The sequence below is a fragment of the Streptomyces aurantiogriseus genome (genome assembly GCF_014649375.1).
In the GTDB taxonomy this organism is placed as follows: domain Bacteria; phylum Actinomycetota; class Actinomycetes; order Streptomycetales; family Streptomycetaceae; genus Streptomyces; species Streptomyces aurantiogriseus.
Genome location: NZ_BMSX01000001.1, coordinates 39,379 through 58,063, shown reverse-complemented (window position 1 = coordinate 58,063; position 18,685 = coordinate 39,379). Strand labels below are relative to the sequence as shown.

16 protein-coding genes and 1 pseudogene are annotated in these 18,685 nt (G+C 71.9%); 9 read left to right on the top strand and 8 right to left on the bottom strand.

The annotated features are described in order from the left end of the window. Positions 1–39: 39 nt before the first annotated feature. Both IE263_RS00260 and IE263_RS00255 read left to right on the top strand, forming a co-directional pair. Positions 40–168, top strand: a pseudogene (locus tag IE263_RS00260) (dihydrofolate reductase family protein); the annotation flags it as partial. Positions 169–267: 99 nt separating this feature from the next. After that, a complete protein-coding gene (locus tag IE263_RS00255; RefSeq protein WP_189931015.1) occupies positions 268–1,485 on the top strand; it encodes a cytochrome P450 in 1,218 nt (405 codons plus the stop codon). On the opposite strand, the gene IE263_RS00250 is transcribed toward IE263_RS00255, so the two are convergent. From IE263_RS00250 to IE263_RS00240, 3 genes are read right to left on the bottom strand one after another with little or no spacing between them, the layout of a single operon-like run. Continuing rightward, a complete protein-coding gene (locus IE263_RS00250; RefSeq protein WP_189931014.1) occupies positions 1,475–1,693 on the bottom strand; it encodes a hypothetical protein in 219 nt (72 codons plus the stop codon). The genes IE263_RS00255 and IE263_RS00250 overlap by 11 nt on opposite strands. A gap of 45 nt (positions 1,694–1,738) precedes the next feature. Then, positions 1,739–3,319 carry an ABC transporter permease gene (locus IE263_RS00245; RefSeq protein ID WP_189931013.1) on the bottom strand — a complete coding sequence of 527 codons (1,581 nt, stop codon included), beginning with the start codon at positions 3,317–3,319 and terminating at the stop codon, positions 1,739–1,741. Then, complete coding sequence (locus IE263_RS00240; RefSeq protein ID WP_189931011.1) at positions 3,316–4,221, bottom strand: ABC transporter ATP-binding protein; 906 nt, start codon at positions 4,219–4,221, stop codon at positions 3,316–3,318. The genes IE263_RS00245 and IE263_RS00240 overlap by 4 nt, the downstream gene beginning before the upstream one ends. A gap of 71 nt (positions 4,222–4,292) precedes the next feature. On the opposite strand from IE263_RS00240, the gene IE263_RS00235 reads away from it, so the two are divergent. Next, positions 4,293–4,787: a GbsR/MarR family transcriptional regulator gene (locus IE263_RS00235; RefSeq protein WP_189931009.1), complete on the top strand. Its 495-nt coding sequence runs from the start codon at positions 4,293–4,295 to the stop codon at positions 4,785–4,787. A gap of 106 nt (positions 4,788–4,893) precedes the next feature. After that, positions 4,894–5,529, top strand: coding sequence for a Uma2 family endonuclease (locus IE263_RS00230; protein ID WP_189931007.1), 636 nt, complete (start codon positions 4,894–4,896; stop codon positions 5,527–5,529). A 39-nt stretch (positions 5,530–5,568) separates the two neighbouring features. On the opposite strand, the gene IE263_RS00225 is transcribed toward IE263_RS00230, so the two are convergent. Beyond that, complete coding sequence (locus IE263_RS00225; RefSeq protein ID WP_189931005.1) at positions 5,569–6,435, bottom strand: diacylglycerol kinase family protein; 867 nt, start codon at positions 6,433–6,435, stop codon at positions 5,569–5,571. A gap of 218 nt (positions 6,436–6,653) precedes the next feature. Here IE263_RS00225 and IE263_RS00220 point away from each other — a divergent pair, with 218 nt between their 5' ends. Further along, positions 6,654–7,937, top strand: a complete 1,284-nt coding sequence (locus IE263_RS00220) for an adenylosuccinate synthase (RefSeq protein WP_189931003.1) — start codon at positions 6,654–6,656, stop codon at positions 7,935–7,937. 163 nt (positions 7,938–8,100) lie between these two features. Here IE263_RS00220 and IE263_RS00215 read toward each other — a convergent pair whose 3' ends face one another. From IE263_RS00215 to IE263_RS00200, 4 genes are all read right to left on the bottom strand, one after another. Continuing rightward, positions 8,101–8,751 (bottom strand): putative DNA-mimic protein, encoded by a 651-nt coding sequence (locus IE263_RS00215; protein WP_189931001.1) that lies wholly within the window; start codon positions 8,749–8,751, stop codon positions 8,101–8,103. 115 nt (positions 8,752–8,866) lie between these two features. Next, positions 8,867–11,314, bottom strand: coding sequence for a dolichyl-phosphate beta-glucosyltransferase (locus tag IE263_RS00210; RefSeq protein WP_189930999.1), 2,448 nt, complete (start codon positions 11,312–11,314; stop codon positions 8,867–8,869). Then, positions 11,311–12,012, bottom strand: a complete 702-nt coding sequence (locus IE263_RS00205; protein WP_189930997.1) for a GntR family transcriptional regulator — start codon at positions 12,010–12,012, stop codon at positions 11,311–11,313. The genes IE263_RS00210 and IE263_RS00205 overlap by 4 nt, the downstream gene beginning before the upstream one ends. 178 nt (positions 12,013–12,190) lie before the next feature. Continuing rightward, positions 12,191–13,546, bottom strand: coding sequence for an aspartate aminotransferase family protein (locus IE263_RS00200; protein WP_189930995.1), 1,356 nt, complete (start codon positions 13,544–13,546; stop codon positions 12,191–12,193). A 166-nt stretch (positions 13,547–13,712) separates the two neighbouring features. On the opposite strand from IE263_RS00200, the gene IE263_RS00195 reads away from it, so the two are divergent. From IE263_RS00195 to IE263_RS00180, 4 genes are all read left to right on the top strand, one after another. Continuing rightward, entirely contained in the window at positions 13,713–14,327 is a 615-nt protein-coding gene (locus tag IE263_RS00195; protein ID WP_189930994.1) for a type 1 glutamine amidotransferase family protein, read from the top strand. After that, positions 14,324–14,782, top strand: a complete 459-nt coding sequence (locus IE263_RS00190; protein WP_189930993.1) for a MarR family winged helix-turn-helix transcriptional regulator — start codon at positions 14,324–14,326, stop codon at positions 14,780–14,782. Before IE263_RS00195 ends, IE263_RS00190 begins: the two co-directional genes overlap by 4 nt. A gap of 78 nt (positions 14,783–14,860) precedes the next feature. After that, positions 14,861–16,678: a protein kinase domain-containing protein gene (locus tag IE263_RS00185; protein ID WP_189930992.1), complete on the top strand. Its 1,818-nt coding sequence runs from the start codon at positions 14,861–14,863 to the stop codon at positions 16,676–16,678. A gap of 99 nt (positions 16,679–16,777) precedes the next feature. Beyond that, positions 16,778–18,466, top strand: coding sequence for a substrate-binding domain-containing protein (locus IE263_RS00180; RefSeq protein ID WP_189930991.1), 1,689 nt, complete (start codon positions 16,778–16,780; stop codon positions 18,464–18,466). The last annotated feature ends 219 nt before the right edge of the window (positions 18,467–18,685 follow it).

The window sequence follows — 18,685 nt, the reverse complement described above, 5'->3', positions numbered from 1 at the left end:
GCTTGGTGCGCCACGGCCGCGAGTTGATCGAAGCGTGCACCGGCCGTTCTCGGCGCGGGCAAGCGTCTGTTCAGTGACACGGACAAGGACACCCAGAAGCTGAAGCTGGTCGAGCACGAGGCATACGCCAACGGGCTGCAGAAGAACGTATTCGATGTCGTCCGCTGAAGACTGGATGCGGGATGTTCCGAAGAATCCGTCGCCGATCGGGCTCCGGCCGGGGAGACCCCCTGGTCAGCGGGGGCCCCGGCGGGCTAGCGTCCGTTCATGGCAGCTGTTTCCGACCTTGTGTTCGACCCCTGGGATCCGGCGTTCGTGGCCGATCCGTACCCGGCCTATGCCGAGCTGCGGGAGCGGGGGCGGGTGATCTACTACGAGCCCACCGACCAGTGGCTCGTCCCGCACCACGCCGACGTCTCGGCGCTGCTGCGGGACCGGCGGCTCGGCCGGACGTACCAGCACCGCTTCACGCACGAGGACTTCGGGCGTACGGCGCCGCCGGAGGAGCACGAGCCGTTCCACACGCTCAACGACCACGGGATGCTCGACCTGGAACCGCCGGACCACACGCGGATCCGGCGACTGGTGTCGAAGGCGTTCACACCGCGCACGGTGGAGCGGCTGAAGCCGTACGTGGAGCGGTTGGCCGGTGAGCTGGTGGACGGGCTGGTGGCGGCGGGCGGCGGGGATCTGCTGACGGACGTCGCCGAGCCGCTGCCGGTCGCGGTGATCGCGGAGATGCTGGGCATTCCGGAGGCGGACCGGGCGCAGTTGCGGCCCTGGTCGGCGGACATCTGCGGGATGTACGAGCTGAACCCGTCGCAGGAGACGGCACGCAAGGCGGTGCGGGCGTCGGTCGAGTTCTCCGACTACCTGCGCGAGCTGATCGCCGCCCGCCGCAAGGAGCCCGGGGACGACCTGATCTCCGGGCTGATCGCGGCGCACGACGAGGGGGACCGGCTGACCGAGCAGGAGATGATCTCGACGGCGGTCCTCCTGCTGAACGCCGGCCACGAGGCCACGGTGAACGCCACGGTCAACGGCTGGTGGGCGCTGTTCCGCAACCCCGACCAGCTGGCCGCCCTGCGCGCCGACCACTCCCTCGTCCCCTCCGCCGTGGAGGAGCTGATGCGCTACGACACCCCGCTGCAGCTCTTCGAGCGGTGGGTGCTGGACGAGATCGAGGTCGACGGCACGGTGATCCCGAGGGGAGCGGAGATCGCGATGCTGTTCGGCTCCGCCAACCACGACCCGGCGGTCTTCACCGCCCCGGACCGTCTGGACCTCACCCGCTCCGAGAACCCGCACATCTCCTTCAGCGCGGGCATCCACTACTGCATCGGCGCCCCGCTGGCCCGCATCGAGCTGGCCGCCTCGATGACAGCCCTCCTGGAGCGGGCCCCGACCCTGAGCCCGGCGGCGGAGCCGCAACGGAAGCCGAACTTCGTGATCAGGGGACTGGAGGGGCTCGGCGTCACCCTCTGATGCGGCTGACCACCGCCCACAGGACCAGGCTCGCCGCCGTTCCGCCGAGCAGCGCCAGCGGCAGTTCCGCGTAGAGGACGCTCCAGTCGGGGGCCTGTTCGAAGCGCCAGAGCCGGGCGCGGACATCGACGGCCCACACCGCGAGTCCCGCGCCCGCCCCGAGGGCCACGGTCAGGCATCCGGCGGCGGCCTGCGTACGTTGTCCCATGTCCGGGAGAGACGTGTGCGGACCGACGGGAGGTTCCCCGCGACGTCACGTGGTCATGTCACGCCGGCGCAGAGCCGCCAGCCCCCCGGTCACCAGCACCGCCGCGAGAGCCACCAGCACCAGCACCGGCCCCCACTCCATCTCCCCGCCCGGCAACTTCGGCAGGTGACCGAAGGGGGAGATGTCCAGCACTGTCTGCGGGACGTCCAGCGCCGGGCCGATCCAGCCGATGAGCAGGACCGCGCCCGCCGCTCCCCACGCGGCGGGGGCGAGCCGAGGGGCCACTCCGTACAGCAGGACCGCCAGGCCGCCGACGACCCATACCGCCGGGAGCTGGACCAGGGCGGCGGCCACGAGGGGGCCGAGGTCCTTGCCGTAGCCCACCGCGAAGCCCACCGCCGCCAGCAGCATGATCAGGGCGGCGCCGCCGAAGGCGATGACGAGGTGGCCGACGGCCCAGCGCAGCCGGCCGACCGCGCCCGCGAGGACCGGTTCCGCCCGGCCGGAGGTCTCCTCGCCGTGCAGGCGGAGGACGGACGCGACGATGTAGAGGGCCGCGATCAGCCCCAGCATGCCGACCATCGACGCGAGGAACGCGTCCGTGATGCCCGACTGGCCGCCCATCCGCTCGAAGATCTCGCGGGCCCGCTCGTTGTCGCCGACCAGCTCGGCCGCGCCCTCCGTCATCCCGCCGTAGACGACCCCGGCGAGGAAGAAGCCGATGCCCCAGCCGAGCACACTGCCGCGCTGCAGCCGCCAGGCCAGCGCCCCGGCGGTGCCGAGGCGGCCGGCGGCCGGTCCCGGGAGGGTGGGCAGGAAGCTCATGCCGACGTCCCGACGGCCCGCCAGCTCGTACGCCACCGCGCCCTGCACGACGATCGCCGCCGCGAACAGCAGCAGCACCCACCAGCGTTCGCCCGCGAAGGCCCGCAGGTTCTCCAGCCAGCCGAGCGGCGACAGCCAGGTCAGCACCGACGAGCCGTCGTCCGTCGCCGAGTCGCCCGCCGCGCGCAGCACGAACGCGGCGCCCAGGACGGCCGAGGTCAGACCCCGGGCGAGACGCGCGCTCTCCGTGAGCTGTGCGACGATCGCCGCCATCGTGGCGAAGAGCATCCCGACGGCGGCGAGGCCGAGCCCGAAAGCGAGTGCGCCGACGGCCCCCTGCCCGGCCAGTCCGGCCGTGACCAGCAGCGCCAGCGCCGCGTTGGCGACGGCCGCCGTCAGCAGCGCCGAGGTCAGGGAGGCACGGCGGCCCACCATGCCGGAGGCGATGAGCTCCTGGCGTCCGCTCTCCTCCTCGTCGCGGGTGTGCCGTACGACGATCAGCAGGCTCGTCACCGCCGCGAGCGCGCCCGCGTAGACGCCGACGCGCCAGGCGGTGAGGGCGCCGAGGGAGTCGTCGAAGGCCGGGCCGACCAGGGCACGCAGGGAGGAGTTGGTCGTCAGCTGCCGCATCAGGTCGGCGCGTTCGGCGGCCGTGCCGTACAGGCCCTTCAGGGTGTTCGGCATGGAGAGGATCATCAGGGCGTTGACGCCCACCCAGATCGGGATCATCGCCCGGTCGCGGCGCAGCGCGAAACGCAACAGTGTGCCGGTCCCCGCGAGGTGCGGTGCCAGTGTCGTCATCGTGCCGCCACCTCGGCCGTCTCGTCCTGGTAGTGGCGCAGGAACAGCTCCTCCAGGGTCGGCGGCGTCGACGTCAGCGACCGGACGCCCGACTCGCCGAGCGACCGCAGGACGGCGTCGAGTCTGTCGGTGTCGACCTGCAGGCGGACCCTCCTGCCCTGCACGTCCAGGTCGTGGACGCCGGGCAGGTCCGCCAACCCGTTGGGGGCGCCCGCGAGTTCCGCGGTGACGCTGGTGCGCGTGAGGTGGCGCAGGTCGGCCAGCGAGCCCGTCTCGACGGTGCGGCCCTTGCGGATGATGCTGACCCGGTCGCAGAGCTCCTCGACCTCGCTCAGGATGTGCGAGGACAGCAGGACCGTACGGCCCCGCTCGCGCTCCTCACGCACACACCGCTGGAAGACCTCCTCCATGAGGGGGTCCAGTCCCGAGGTCGGCTCGTCCAGGATGAGCAGGTCGACGTCCGAGGCGAACGCGGCGACCAGGGCGACCTTCTGCCGGTTGCCCTTGGAGTAGGTGCGGCCCTTCTTGGTGGGGTCCAGCTCGAAGCGTTCGACCAGCTCCGCGCGGCGCCGGGCGTCCAGTCCTCCGCGCAGCCGGCCGAGGAGGTCGATGACCTCACCGCCGGACAGGTTCCGCCAGAGGGTCACGTCCCCGGGGACGTACGCGATCCGGCGGTGCACCTCCACCGCGTCCTTCCACGGGTCACGGCCGAGGATCTGGGCGGCGCCGGAGTCGGCGCGCAGCAGGCCGAGCAGGACGCGGATGGCGGTGGACTTGCCGGCGCCGTTGGGACCGAGGAAGCCGTGTACCTCGCCCGCCTCTACCTCCAGGTCGAGACCGTCGAGCGCATGCGTGCGGCCGAAGGACTTGTGCAGTCCGGACACCGTGATGGCCTTCGTCATGCCTCCGAACGTACGCTTCTTTCAGAAATTTGTGAAGTTAGGAAGTGCGTGAACCCCGTTACGATGAGGTCATGAGCGAAACAGCCGGTGGCGTGCGGGACGCGGAGGCCGTGTCGAGGTTCGTCGAGTCCTTCGCGGCACAGCTCGTCGAGGCGGGTGTGCCGCGCATGCCGGCCCGGGTCTTCGCCGCGCTGCTCGCCTCCGACGCCGGCGCCCTGACCTCGGCCGAGCTCGGTGAACAGCTGCAGATCAGCCCGGCCGCCGTCTCGGGCGCGGTGCGCTACCTCGCGCAGGTGCACCTGGTGTCCCGGGAGCGCGAGCCCGGCTCCCGGCGGGAGCGCTACCGGGTGCACAGCGACCAGTGGTACGAGGCCCTCACCAACCGCGAGGCCCTCATCAAACGCTGGGAGGGCGCCCTGCGCGAGGGCGTCGCCAGCCTCGGCGCAACGACCCCCGCGGGACGCCGCATGGCCGAGACGCTCGCCTTCTTCGAGTTCATCGAGGGCGAGGTCGCGGCCATGATGGAGCGGTGGCGGGCGCACCGCGAGCAGGTCTTCCGGGAGTGACCCCAGCGAACCCCCAGCGAACCCCTATGGCCCGACCGGCTCTCTGAACGTACACAGTCCGCTACTCTGTGTTGCGGCTGGTCCGTATCAGGGGGGAGGGCGCATCATGACACTCATGGCAGAGCGACCGGTGATGAGCGGCACCAAGCCTCGCAGCGGCTTCGAGGAGCTTCTGGACCTTCTCGACGAGCTGCGCGTGCCCGACGGCTACAAGGCCGAGATCATCAGGGGGAGCATCGTCGTGTCGCCGTGGTCGAAGGGGTACTACACCCGCGTCATGAAGCTGGTCTGCAACCAGATCGAGCCCCACCTTCCCGCAGGCCACATCATCGAGCGGACTCCCCAGCTGTTTGTCTTCCCAGGGGTCGAGCGGGCTTACGGGCCGGACATCCACGCCGCGCACGAGCGGACGTACGAGACAAGCAGCAACCACTTGGACGGAGAAGGCCTGTCCTTCGTCGCCGAACTGACCTCGATCTCCACCCGGGACGAGGACCTCACCGACAAGGTCGAGACGTACGGCAAGGCCGGCGTCCCCCTCTACCTGGTCCTCGACATGCAGGAGGAGCAGGCCATCGTGTACGGCTCCCCGTCCCCGAAGGGATACGAGGTCCGCTTCAGCAAGCCGTTCGGCGAGAAGCTCTACATCCCCGACCCCTTCGGCTGCACCCTGGACACCACCGGCTTCCAGGCCCCCGACGCAGAGGACGAGGTGGGCTCGTCAGGAGAGCCGGAGGCCTAGCGGGGCGGTCCGCCTCGCCGGCGCCGCTGGAATTCCCGCTCACCGCTCCGGCAGCACCAACCCCAACGCCCCCTCCCGCACCACCCATGTCCGCCTCCGGACCGGTCCCGCCACCACCGCGTCCGCCCGATAGCGGAAGTCCGCTCCCGAGACCGTCACCGTCCGCCCCCGTGCCTGCAGGGGCGACGCCTCCGCGCCCAGGGACAGCGGGCGGACCTCCACCACGGCCGCGCCGGCCGTGTCCGGGGTCACCGACACCGCCTCGACCGGCTGGTCGAGGTCGACCAGGGTCACGCCGTCGACCTCGACGCGCAGCCGCGCGGGCCCCGGCGGGGGAGGGGCGGGGGCCACCCGGGACGTACGGGTCGTACGGGACGGCCGGGAGGGCACCAGGGTGCGGACGAGGGACTGGCAGGTGCGCAGCCAGGGCCGTACGCCCCCGGCGACGGCCGCTTCCTGCGGAGTGAGCGGCACCGGCGGGATCCGCAGCGCGCCCAGCACCACGCCGTCGCTGTCGTCGACCAGGACGTCCAGTCGCCGTTCGGAGCCGTCGAGGACCGCCCGTGCGGCCGCCACGGCCCCCGTGGGCACCCCCAGGGCGTGCGCGACGCCCAGGGCGCTGCCCACCGGCACCATCGACAGCACGCATTCGGCCAGCTCCCGCTGCTGGTGCAGCAGGGCCACGGCCCGCGTCAGCGCACGGTCGTCGCCGACGACGACCGGCCGCCGCGAGCCGCGCCGCGCCAGCACCCGGGCGAATTCCTCCGGCCCCTCCGGCAGGCACACTTTCGCGGCCGCACCCGCGCTGAGCACGTCTTTCGCGATCCGTACGGACTCCCCGTCCGTCCTCCGGGCGACCGGATCGATGATCACCAGCAGCTGGTCCGGCGTCGCGAAAGTCGCCACCTCGGTCCTGCCTCGCTTCCTCGGGTAGCATCTTTGTGCAAGAGCCCCTTGCGCTATTGCGCCAGGGGCTTCGTCTATTCCGGGGCATCCGGGTCCGACGGTTCGCGGCCGATGACGGTCGCGGTGCGGCCAACGACGGTCGCGGTGCACGCGGCGGCAAGACCCTCCGCGCACGCCCCTGACCCTGGACATGCCCCACCCGGAAGGGGTGTACGCGCGTGCCCGCACTTGTGCTGCTCGGTGCTCAGTGGGGTGACGAAGGCAAGGGGAAGGCCACCGACCTGCTCGGCGGCTCGGTGGACTACGTAGTGCGCTACCAGGGCGGCAACAACGCCGGCCACACGGTCGTCGTGGGCGACCAGAAGTACGCACTCCACCTCCTCCCTTCCGGAATCCTCTCGCCCGGATGTACACCCGTCATCGGAAACGGCGTCGTCGTCGACCCGTCGGTCCTGCTCTCCGAGCTGAGCGGTCTGAACGAGCGCGGCGTCGACACGTCGAAGCTGCTCATCAGCGGCAACGCGCACATCATCACGCCCTACAACGTGACTGTCGACAAGGTGACGGAACGCTTCCTCGGAAAGCGGAAGATCGGCACCACCGGCCGCGGCATCGGCCCGACCTACGCGGACAAGATCAACCGGGTCGGCATCCGCGTCCAGGACCTGTACGACGAGTCGATTCTGCAGCAGAAGGTCGAGGCGGCGCTCGACGTCAAGAACCAGCTGCTCACCAAGCTGTACAACCGCCGCGCGATCGCCGTCGACCAGGTGGTGGAGGAGCTGCTCGGTTACGCCGACAAGCTTCAGCCGTACGTCGCCGACACGGTCCTGGTCCTCAACCAGGCCCTGGAGGAGAACAAGGTCGTCCTCTTCGAGGGCGGTCAGGGCACGCTGCTCGACATCGACCACGGCACGTACCCCTTCGTCACCTCCAGCAACCCGACCGCGGGCGGCGCCTGCACCGGCGCCGGCGTCGGCCCGACGAAGATCAGCCGAGTCATCGGCATCCTCAAGGCCTACACGACCCGAGTCGGGGCCGGCCCCTTCCCCACCGAGCTCTTCGACGAGGACGGCGAGGCGCTGCGCCGCATCGGCGGCGAGCGGGGCGTCACCACCGGCCGTGACCGCCGCTGCGGCTGGTTCGACGCGGTGATCGCGCGGTACGCGACCCGGGTCAACGGCCTGACGGACTTCTTCCTCACCAAGCTGGACGTCCTGACCGGCTGGGAGGAGATCCCGGTCTGCGTCGCCTACGAGATCGACGGCAAGCGCGTCGAGGAGCTCCCGTACTCCCAGTCCGACTTCCACCACGCGAAGCCGGTCTACGAGACCCTCCCGGGCTGGTCCGAGGACATCACCAAGGCGAAGTCGTTCTCCGACCTGCCGAAGAACGCCCAGAACTACGTCAAGGCGCTGGAGGAGATGTCCGGCGCCCCGATCTCAGCGATCGGCGTGGGTCCGGGCCGGGACGAGACGATCGAGATCAACTCGTTCCTCTGATCGGGACCGGCCCGTTCGTCCAGCGGTGGCGAGGGCGCCCCTGTCGCAGGGGCGTCCTCGGCGCGTTCACTTCCCGGTCGGTCAGGTCCGTCCGCGGAGGCCGGCGGCCGCGCTCTCCCGCACCAGGTGCTCGATGGTGGCCGGACGGGTCTCCAGGACGCCCTCAGCTGAAGACGATCATCGACCCCTGCGCCAGACTCCGCGTCGCCGCCGCGTGCAGTCCCAGCCACACGTGCCGCTCCCGGGCGAAGGGGCTGGGATCGTACGGCGCCGGGACCGCCGGTTCCTCCAACTCCGTGGGGGCGATGGGGGGCTGGGGGGCTGCCGGGGGGTTCGTCGGGTCGATGCCGATCGACGGGGCGACGTACTCGAGCTCCCGCAGCAGGGCCTGAGAGGAGCCCAACGGGCCGCCGCCGGCGAGGAGTTCGTCGCTGGACAGCGGCTGCGGGAAGTCGACGGGGACGTACGCGCCCGCGTGGTCGTAGTGCCAGACCAGATGGGACTGCTGGGCCGTCGCCTCGAACATCTCCAGAAGCTGCTCGTAGTCGCCGCCGAGTTCGTCGACCGGGGTCACCGGAAGACCGCACACCTGCAACAGGTACGCGCGGCGCAGGAAGTGCAGCGCGTCGTAGTCGAAGCCGGCCACGGGGGCCACGTCTCCGGACAGGCCCGGCATGTACTGGTACACCGGCACGGGCGGGAGTCCCGACTCGGCCAGCACCTTGTTGTACTGCGCGAGTTCCTCGGCGAACGGGTTGTCGGGGGTGTGGCACAACACGTCGACGAGCGGTACCAGCCACAGGTCACAGGCCAAAGAGAGCTCCTCACTCAGCGCGGTGCGTAGTCGATCGCGGAGGCGATTGCGCGGTCGGTCACGTGGTCGTTGTCGTCCGTTGCCGGTCTGGGAAGGGTAGTCGGTGCGGCACGCGTCAGCTCCCCTCGTGCAGGTCCCATACCCACACGCCGTCCACCCACTTACCGGGGCGGCCCACCAGCTTCTCCACGGTCGCCCGCAGCACGCCGTCCCGCGGCTGCGGGGCGAGCACCAGCGCGCCCGCCCTCCAGTACGCCAGGTCCTCGCGGGTCTCGGCGCGGGCGCGGTCGTCGATCACCGCGGCGACGCCCGTCTCCCGCACGTCCTGCAGCAGGCTCGCCGTGAAGCGCAGCGGGACGCCGTAGACGCCGCTGCGGTCGCCGTCGCCGTACGGGCCGTTGAAGTAGCCGCCGGGCATCGGGAAGCCGAGGTCGGCGGCGGTCTGCCAGTGCAGGGCCTCCGCGGCGGTGGGCTCGGGCAGCGGTACCGGCACGAGGGACTCGCCGGGGCGGACGTACGCCTTCCAGGTGCCGGCGGCGAAGAAGGCGGGCACCTCGGCGCGCGGCTCGGACTTCAGCGGGGCCGGGACGAGGGGGAGCAGGGCGAGGCCGATGGCCAGCAGGCCGGCGTACTGGGTGCCCAGGGAGCGGGCCGTGGCCAGCCGGCCGATCGCGAGGGCGAGCAGCATGCCCAGGGCGGGGGCGCAGATCATCGCGACCCGGCTCTCGATCACCGACTCCAGCAGCGGGAGGCCGGCGAGGAGGGCCCACGGGCCCGGGACCTCCGTACCGGTGAGCGGGACGTGGACGCGTGCGCCCAGGGAGAGCACGGCCGCGCCGGCCGCGGTGAACGCCAGCGCCCTGACGGCCGGCTGCCGCCACAGCCGTACGGTGATCGCGAGGGCGAGGAGGAGCAGGGGCCAGCCGTAGAAGGCGTTCTGCTCGGTGGGGTTGAGGGAGAGGGCGTTCGCGCGGTCGGCGTCGCCCGCGAGCAGGGAGCGTTCGGCGAAGGTGAGCAGGGCGCGCACGGTGTTGGCGGTGCCGGGGCCGTGGTCGATGTGCGTGTAGCTCTGCGGGCCGGAGAACTGCCAGGCCAGCGGGTAGACGACCAGGGGCAGGCAGACGGCCGCGGCGATCGCGAGGCCACGCAGGAGCGGGCGTACGGCCTCGCGGGCCACCCGGGGGCGTACGGCTCCGTAGGCGGCGGCGAAGAGGAGCATGCCGAGGGCGGCCAGCAGCAGGGCCTCCTCGCCGAGGAAGAGCTGGTAGGCCGCCATCAGGCCCAGGATCACAGCGTCTCGGGTGGCCCGGGTGTTCCGGGGTCCGGCGCACAGGCGCAGGGCCCGGTCGACGATCAGCGGGATCATGAACAGGACGACGAAGTTCGGGTGGGCGTTGGCATGGCTGACCATGGGCGGCGCGAAGGCGGCCAGCGTGGCGCCGGCGAAGGCCGCCCCGCGCTGCGGCACGAGCCGGCGCACGATCAGCCAGTACCAGGCGGCGGCGGTGGCGGCCAGGCCCAGCGTCATCACCAGGTTCAGGGTGACGGCCGGGCCGAACAGGAGCGTGACCGGCGTGAGCGGCACGGACAGGCCCAGCATGGCCGTGTTCGCCATGAGGTTCACGCCGTCGGGGACGCCCTGGAGGTCGCTGAAGAGGGGGTTGCGCAGATGGGCGACGTTGTCGGCGGTCACCGCGAAGAACCACTCCCACTGGTTCTGGTCCTGGAGGGAGTCGGTGAGGTAGCGGTGGGCCGGGTCGAAGAGGCGGCCGGAGTAGAGCGCGACGGCCATCGTGAGGAACAGGGCGGTGACGACGGCGTCGGCGGGTCTCAGCACCGGGATGCGGAGGCGGACCAGGTCGCGCAGGAACCGCAGGTAGTCCAGCGGACGGACCTTCGAGCCGCCCTGGTGCGACCAGTGCACGGGCACTTCGGCGACCGGCCAGCCGGCCCGCTGGAAGTGGCGCAGCACCTCCACGTCGATGGCCCACCCGTCCACCCGGGACGCGGCGAAGGCGGTACGGACCTTCTCGCCGTCGAACAGCTTGAACCCGCACTGGGTGTCGCGTATCCCGCGCACGGTCGTCCCGCGTATGAGTAAGTTCCCCGCGGTGCCGAGCAGTTCGCGTACCCGGTGCTGGCGGTCGCCGAGCGTCGACCCCGGTACCGCTCGCGAGCCGACCGCCGCCGCGTGGCCCTCCGCGAGCGCCTTGTCCAGCTGCTCCAACTCGTCCACGGGCGCGGCGAGATCGGCGTCGGTGACCAGGACGCGGCGTCCCCGGCTGGCGGCGACCCCGAGGCGCAGGGCGTGGCCCTTGCCGCGGTTGCCGGGGCTGGTGATCAGCCGCAGCCGGGGGTCGTGGCGCAGAGTGACGATCTCCCGGGTGGCGTCCGTGGAGCCGTCGTCGGCGATCACGATCTCCCAGGTGCCCCAGCGGTCCTCGCTCTCGTGGAGATAGCGGATGACCGTGTCGAGGGTGGGGCCGAGACGCCGTTCCTCGTTGTACGCGGGGATGACGACGGAGAGGTCGACGACCGTCGCCTCGGTGGCCTGCAGCCTCATCCCGCCGCCAGCCGCTCGATCAGCGCGATGGAGTGCGCGTTGTACGCGTCGAGGATCGAACGCGCCGTGGCGGTGTCGCGCCGATACAGGGCGTCGACCAGTTCGGTGTGGCCGGACCATAGGTGGCCGCGCAGCTCGCTCAGCCGGCGCAGATGCTGCACCAGGCACACCCAGGACTGCACCCGCAGCCGGTGCAGGAAGTCGGCGAGGTAGGGGTTGCCGAACAGCGCGCTCAGCTCGCGCCAGAACCGCAGGTCGTAGCCGATGAGGACGGTGAGGTCGCCGGCGGTGGCCGCCCGCTGGGCCTCCTCCCCGCGCCGGCGCACACCCGCGACGGCGGCGGCGATCCGCGGGTCCTCCGGGTTCTCGGAGCGCTGGCGGCCCTCGTCCAGGGCGAGGAACATGCCCTCGATGATCAGGGCGCGCGCTTCCATCATGTCCCGGAAGTCCTCGACGGAGTACTCGTGGACGCGGAAGCCCCGGTGCTGGTCGGCTTCCAGCAGCCCCTGCGCCGACAGATCGACCAGGGCCTCGCGGACGGGGGTCGCGGAGACGCCGTACTGCTCGGCGATCTCCTTCACCGTGAACTCCTGACCCGGCTGGAGCCGTCCGGCCAGCACCTCGTCGCGAAGCGCGTCGGCGATCTGCTGCCGCAGGGTGCTGCGGGTCACGGCGCCGTTGCCGCTGCTGCGGGGCATGGTCGGGGCGTCTCCCTCGTCGCTTTCGAACAGGTGGCGTGCTCGTCGGCACGTACGCGTCGACACGTACTCGTCGACACGTACTCGTCGATATGTACGAGCACGCCACCTTACGCGTTCGAGGAATTCAAGGCCCTCCGCACAGAACGTCCGTGCACCGCGCCCGGCGGCGCCGCGTCTACTCGGTGTACGCGTCGGCCACCGACAGCGCCGCGTCCAGCGCCGCCAGGCCCTCCTTCACCTCGGACTCGCCGGCGTTGCAGGGCGGCACGAAGTGGGTGCGGTTCATGTTGATGAACGGCCACACACCGGCCTGCTTGGCGGCGGCACCGAAGGCGGCCATCGGCGCGTTCGCCTCACCGGCCGCGTTGTACGGCACCAGCGGCTCGCGCGTCTCGCGGTTCTTCACCAGCTCGACGGCCCAGAACATGCCGACACCGCGCACGTCACCGACGCTTCTGTGGCGCTCCGCCAGCTCCCGCAGCCCCGGCTCGACGACGGACGCGCCCAGGTTCCGCGCGTTCTCGACGACGCCCTCCTCCGCCATCACGTTGATCGTGGCGACGGCGGCCGCACAGGCCAGCGGGTGCCCGGAGTACGTCAGACCGCCCGGGTAGGGCCGCTGTCCGAACGTCTCCGCGATCTTCCCGGAGATGGCGACACCGCCCAGCGGCACATATCCGGAGTTCACGCCCTTGGCGAAGGTCATCAGGTCGGGGACGACGTCGAACAGATCGGCCGCGAACCACTCACCGGTGCGTCCGAACCCGGCCATGACCTCGTCCAGGACGAAGACGATCCCGTACTTGTCGCAGAGCTCGCGCACGCCGGCCAGGTAGCCGGGCGGCGGGACCATGATCCCGGCGGTCCCCGGAATGGTCTCCAGGATGATCGCGGCGATCGTCCCCGGCCCCTCGAAGGCTATGGTCGTCTCCAGGTGCTCGAGCGCCCGCGCGCACTCCTGCTCCTCGGTCTGCGCGTAGAAGCGCGAGCGGTACAGGAACGGCGCCCAGAAGTGCACGACCCCGGCCGAGGCGCTGTCGGAGGCCCAGCGGCGCGGGTCGCCGGTGATGTTCACGGCCTGCTGGGTGCCGCCGTGGTACGAGCGGTACGCCGAGAGCACCTTGGCCCGCCCGGTGTGCAGGCGCGCCATGCGCACCGCGTGCTCCACCGCGTCGGCGCCGCCGTTGGTGAAGAAGATCTTGTCGAGGTCGCCGGGGGTGCGCTCGGCGATCAGCCGGGCCGCCTCGGAGCGGGCCTCGACGGCGAAGGCGGGCGCGAAGGTGGTCAGGCGTGCGGCCTGCTCCTGTATCGCGGCGACGACCTTCGGGTGCTGGTAGCCGATGTTCGTGTAGACGAGCCCGCTCGTGAGGTCGAGGTAACGCCTGCCGTCGTAGTCCCAGAAGTACGACCCCTCCGCGCCGGCCACGGCGAGCGGGTCGATGAGCTCCTGCGCGGACCAGGAGTGGAAGACATGCGCGCGGTCGGCGGCCTTCACGGCGGCGCCGGCCTGGGAGTGGGGCTGAGGGGTCATGCGGTGACGGTAAGTGTCCGCGATGCGGAAGCGATATCGGCGTCCTGTCTGCGGATGAGGGGTTTCCGCGACAGGTTGTCGGGCGTAGGGCGGGCGCGGAGAATCTTGACAGCAAGCTGCCGAAAAGGCAGGATGCTGTCAAAGCTTCACGGTCCGAGGAGGAGCCATGAGCGCCATCACCCGCAAGCCCGTGTACCTCGCCGTCTACGACACCCTCGCTGACTGGGAGACGGGGCACGCGACCGCCCACCTCGCCCGCGCCGGCCACGAGGTCCGGACCGTCGGCGCGTCGACGGACCCGGTGACCAGCGTCGGCGGCCTCCGCATCCAGCCCGACCTGGCCCTGGCCGACGTACGCCCCGAGGACGGCGCCCTGCTGATCCTCCCGGGCGCGGACCTCTGGGACACGTCCGACGACCTCGCCCCCTTCGCCCGCACCGCCCGCGCCTTCCTGGACGCCGGCACGCCCGTCGCCGCGATCTGCGGCGCCACCGCCGGGCTCGCCCGCGAGGGCCTGCTCGACGACCGGGCCCACACCAGCGCGGTCTCCTTCTACCTCGCCGCCACCGGGTACGCGGGCGGTGACCGGTACGTCGACGCCGACGCCGTCACCGACGGCAACCTGATCACGGCCGGTCCCACCGAGCCCGTGGCCTTCGCCCGGGAGATCCTCCGGATGCTCGGCGTGTACGAGGGGGAGGTGCTGGACGCCTGGTACCGGCTGTTCCACGACTCGGACGCCGAGGCGTACGCCGTGCTGGAGAAGGCGGCCGCGCAGTGAGCCGTGAGCGTCAGGACCTGCTCAGCCGCAGCGCGCTCGGCGCCTTCCGGCTGAACGGCCAGTTCCTCGCCGTGGCCGAGGAGCTGGCTCGGCCGGCCGGACTCACCGCCGCCTGGTGGCAGGTGCTCGGGGCGGTGCTGACCGAGCCCCTGCCGGTGTCGGGCATCGCCCGCGCGATGGGCATCACCCGGCAGAGCGTGCAGCGCGTCGCCGACCTGCTGGTCGACAAGCGGCTCGCCGAGTACCGGCCCAACCCGGCGCACCGGCGCGCCAAACTGCTGGCGCCCACGGAGGAGGGGCGCGCCGCGATCGCCCGCGTCCACCCCGGGCACGCGGCCTTCGCGGACCGGCTGGCCGAGGCGTACGGGGAGGCGGAGCTCGCCGAGGCCGTCCAGGTCCTGGAACGGCTGTCCAAGGTGCTGGACGAGCTGGAAGCGCCCGTTATGGAACCGTAGACACCGCGCCGCTCGACTCCCTGAATGGCCGGATTATTCTCGGCTCGATCACACCTGTGGGGGAAAGGCGGCGCTGCGATGGAGAAGCTGGGCCCCGGGGATCCGCAGCGCATCGGCGGCTACCGGCTGCTCGCGCGGCTCGGCGCGGGCGGCATGGGGCAGGTCTATCTCGCCCGCTCGGACCGGGGGCGGACCGTCGCCGTGAAGCTGGTCCGGCCGGAGCTGGCGGCGCGCGAGGAGTTCCGGGCGCGGTTCCGGCAGGAGGTGCGCAACGCCCAGCGGGTCGGCGGATTCTGGACGGCGCCCGTCCTCGACGCCGACACCGAGGCCGCCGTGCCCTGGGTCGCCACCGGCTATGTCGCCGGGCCGAGCCTCCAGCAGGTCGTGAGCCAGGACCACGGCCCGCTGCCCGAGCGGTCGGTGCGCATCCTCGCCGCCGGGCTCGCCCACGCCCTCACCAACATCCACGCGGCCGGGATCGTCCACCGCGACCTCAAGCCGTCCAACGTGATGGTCACCATCGAAGGCCCCCGCGTCATCGACTTCGGTGTCGCACGGGCGCTGGAGACCGTGACCGGCGACGGCGGCCCGACCCGGACCGGCGACAGCGGCCTGACCCGCACCGGCGCGGTGATCGGCTCGCCCGGCTTCATGGCCCCCGAGCAGGTGCGCGGCGAGCGCATCACCCCCGCCTGCGACGTGTTCTGCCTCGGCTCCGTCCTCGCCTACGCCGCCACCGGCACCCTCCCCTTCGGCTCCGCCGACAGCGGTGTGCACGCCCTGATGTTCCGCATCGCCGAGGAGGAGCCCGACCTGACGGGCCTCCCCGAGGGCATCGCCGACCTGGTCCGCGCCTGCCTGCGCAAGGACCCGGCCGACCGCCCGTCGCTGGAGTGGATCCTGGAGCACACCGGCGCGGAGGACACCGTCGCCGAGGGCCGCTCCCGTGACCCCTGGCTGCCGAGCACCCTGGTCGCCCAGCTGGGCCGGCACGCGGTACGGCTGCTGGAGACGGAGGACCCGGAGGGGGCCGCCCCGGAGCACACCGGCCCACGCGGCGAGGGGCCGTCCCCGGACCACGTCTCCACGCTGGTCGCGGGAATCCCGCCGGTGCCGGGAGGCGGTACGGCCGCCCCGGCCCACCCCGCCTACGGCTACCCGCAGCAGCACCCGCAGCCCGCACCTTCTCCCTACGGCTACCCGCAGCCGCCGGCCCAGCAGCCGCAGCCGCAACAGCAGCCGGTGCCGTACAACCCCTACGCGGCGGGCGGCCCCGGCGCGACCTCGCCGCACCCCCCGTACGCCCCCTACGAGGACGACCCCCAGGAACCGCCCCGCCGCAGCCGCCGCTCCACCGCGCTGCTCGTCGCGATCGCCGCGGTCGTCGCGCTCGCCGCGGGCGGCTCGGTGTACGCGGTGATGAACGGCGGCGAGACCGACACGGAAGCACGCCCCGGCCCGACGCCGAGCACCACCGCCACCGGCACCGGGGCCGCCACCCCCACCGGGTCCGAGGAACCGACGACGCCCTCCCCGTCCCCCAGCGAGGCGGCCGGCGCGATCCCGCAGACGTACCTCGGCACCTGGACGACCACCATCGACAACGCGAGCGGCACGAACACGCGTCAACTCACCCTCGCCCAGGGCGAGGTGGGCGACACGGTCCTCAGGCTCGTCGCCGACGGGGACTCGTACCACTGCGAGTTCAAGGCCGAACTGGTCCAAGTGCCGGCCGGCAAGGGCCCGTTGGAGATAGGCCCCTCCACGGTCACCACCGGCGAGCCCCTCTCCTCCTGCAGCCCGGGCGCCGCCACCGAGGTCACCCTCCTGTCCGACGGCAGGCTGCAACGGCTCAACCCCACCACCGGAGAGAAGCTCACCTACACCCGGCGGTGAACGTACGGCGAACTTCCGCCGACCGGTCCGGAATGTCCCCCCGGGCGGACGTACGGTGACCCCTACATCCGGCTGGCGGGAGTGGCGGGGGCACCCACAGTGGACTGGCTGAACGCTGAGAACCTCGTGGCGGTGGGGACGGCCTTCCTCGGCATCGTCGCGTCCGGCGTCATGGTCTGGTACGAGCGCCGGGTGCCGCGCCGCAAGCGCATCGGCTACCGCGTGCAGATGGACAACCCCATCGGCGACGACGTCAGATCCGGCCGCCCCAACCGCCGCCTGGGCCTGTTCGACGAGGCCCCCGGCATGGACAACGCCACCCTCGTCCTCCTGCGCATCGAGAACGACGGCTCCCAGGGCATCGCCCGCGACGACTACACGGGCCCCGAACGCCACGGCCTGACCGCGGTCTTCACCGACCGCACCATCCGCGGAGTGTCGGTCACCCAGCCGACCGACACCGACCACCTCATGGACCACTTCACCGCGGACCGCGGCTTCGACTACGAGGACAACACCCTGCGCATCCCGCGCGTCCCCCTCAACCCCCGAGAGCACTTCAAACTCCTCGTCCTCCTCTCGGGCGGCGACGTGGGCCACGGCATACGCCTCTACGGCGGCATCCGCGACGGTGAGGTGCACCCCAACCGCAGCGCGACCCCGGACGACACCCCGCCGCTGTTCAGCCGCGCGGCCCGGCTGATCTCGATCCTCCTGACCGTCTGTGTGATCACCCTCGCCACGATGGTCGTCGTCGGGGACGACGCCCCGCCCCCGATCGGCTGTGAGCGCGGCACCCTCACGCTCACCGGCTCCACGGCCTTCGCCCCGGTGATCCGCGAGGTGGCCCGCAAGTACGAACGCGACTGCGAGGGCGCGCACCTCACCGTCGACCCGCACGGCTCGACGGCCGGCATCCGCGAACTCACCGCGGCGGGCGTGAAGAGCAAGAAGGGCTCTCCGCCCATGGTCGCCCTCTCCGACGGCCCCAAGCCGGCCGGCCTGGAGGAACTCCGCGAGAACCGTGTGGCGGTGTCCGTCTTCGCCCTCGTCGTCAACGACGACGTCCGCCTGAAGAACCTCACCACGGCGGACGTCCGCCGCCTCTACCTCGGGCAGATCCCCAACTGGCGGGAGCTCGGCGGCCCGGACCTGCCGGTGATCCTGGTCAGCCGGGACGCCAACTCCGGCACCCGGCAGGTGTTCCAGCGCCGGGTCCTGGGCCGGGGCGAGATCGCCAACTCCTCCGTCGACTGCCTCCACAAGGACGACCCCACGGCCTCCGTGGCCCGCTGCGAACTCGATTCCACGGACCAGGTCCTGGCCACCGTCGCCGCCACCCCCGGCGCGATCGGCTACAGCGAACTCAACGTCGCCGACCGCGCGAAGGGCCTCCACCCCCTGAACCTCGACGGCGACCCGCCCTCCGTCGACGCCATCGAGGACGGCACGAGCGACTACCCGTACCGCGAGATCGAGTACGCCTACACCTACGGCCGCCCCCCGGCCGACTCCCTGGCCTCGAGCTTCCTGACCTACCTCACCCGCGGCAACGGCCAGGACGTCATCCGCACCCACGGCCACCTGCCGTGCTGGACATCAGAGGGCCTGCGCCTGTGCGCAAGGGAAAACAAGGCACCGTCCAGCTCGCCCGGCGTTCGAAGCCGAGCCCCCTCCAGTCCCCTCCAGGGGGCTCCGCCCCCTGGCCCCCCGGCCTATGCCCACCCACCACCCGACTCGCTCGGACAAGAGGCGGGCCTCACGCTCAACCCACCCGGCGCCACCTGACAAGCGCCGATCAGCGCAACCCAGCCCGCCCGGGGCACCTGGCGCGCGCTGGTTCAGGGCATTTCAGCCCGTCCGGGGGCGCCTGGGGATTGCCTGGGCAGGGCAATCCAGCCCGCGCGGGGTACCTGGCGCGCGCTGGGTCAGCGCAATCCAGCCCGCCCGAGGGCACCTGGCAAGCACCGGGCACGGCAATCCAGCCCGTCCGGCGTTTGAGGACGA

Excerpts from the sequence above, each read along its gene's own strand:
- IE263_RS00185 (WP_189930992.1), top strand. The coding sequence starts at position 14,861 with ATGGAGAAGCTGGGCCCCGGGGATCCGCAGCGCATCGGCGGCTACCGG.
- IE263_RS00205 (WP_189930997.1), bottom strand. The coding sequence starts at position 12,012 with ATGCCCCGCAGCAGCGGCAACGGCGCCGTGACCCGCAGCACCCTGCGG.
- IE263_RS00240 (WP_189931011.1), bottom strand. The coding sequence starts at position 4,221 with ATGACGAAGGCCATCACGGTGTCCGGACTGCACAAGTCCTTCGGCCGC.
- IE263_RS00195 (WP_189930994.1), top strand. The coding sequence starts at position 13,713 with ATGAGCGCCATCACCCGCAAGCCCGTGTACCTCGCCGTCTACGACACC.
- IE263_RS00200 (WP_189930995.1), bottom strand. The coding sequence starts at position 13,546 with ATGACCCCTCAGCCCCACTCCCAGGCCGGCGCCGCCGTGAAGGCCGCC.
- IE263_RS00210 (WP_189930999.1), bottom strand. The coding sequence starts at position 11,314 with ATGAGGCTGCAGGCCACCGAGGCGACGGTCGTCGACCTCTCCGTCGTC.
- IE263_RS00235 (WP_189931009.1), top strand. The coding sequence starts at position 4,293 with ATGAGCGAAACAGCCGGTGGCGTGCGGGACGCGGAGGCCGTGTCGAGG.
- IE263_RS00245 (WP_189931013.1), bottom strand. The coding sequence starts at position 3,319 with ATGACGACACTGGCACCGCACCTCGCGGGGACCGGCACACTGTTGCGT.
- IE263_RS00250 (WP_189931014.1), bottom strand. The coding sequence starts at position 1,693 with ATGGGACAACGTACGCAGGCCGCCGCCGGATGCCTGACCGTGGCCCTC.
- IE263_RS00255 (WP_189931015.1), top strand. The coding sequence starts at position 268 with ATGGCAGCTGTTTCCGACCTTGTGTTCGACCCCTGGGATCCGGCGTTC.
- IE263_RS00230 (WP_189931007.1), top strand. The coding sequence starts at position 4,894 with ATGACACTCATGGCAGAGCGACCGGTGATGAGCGGCACCAAGCCTCGC.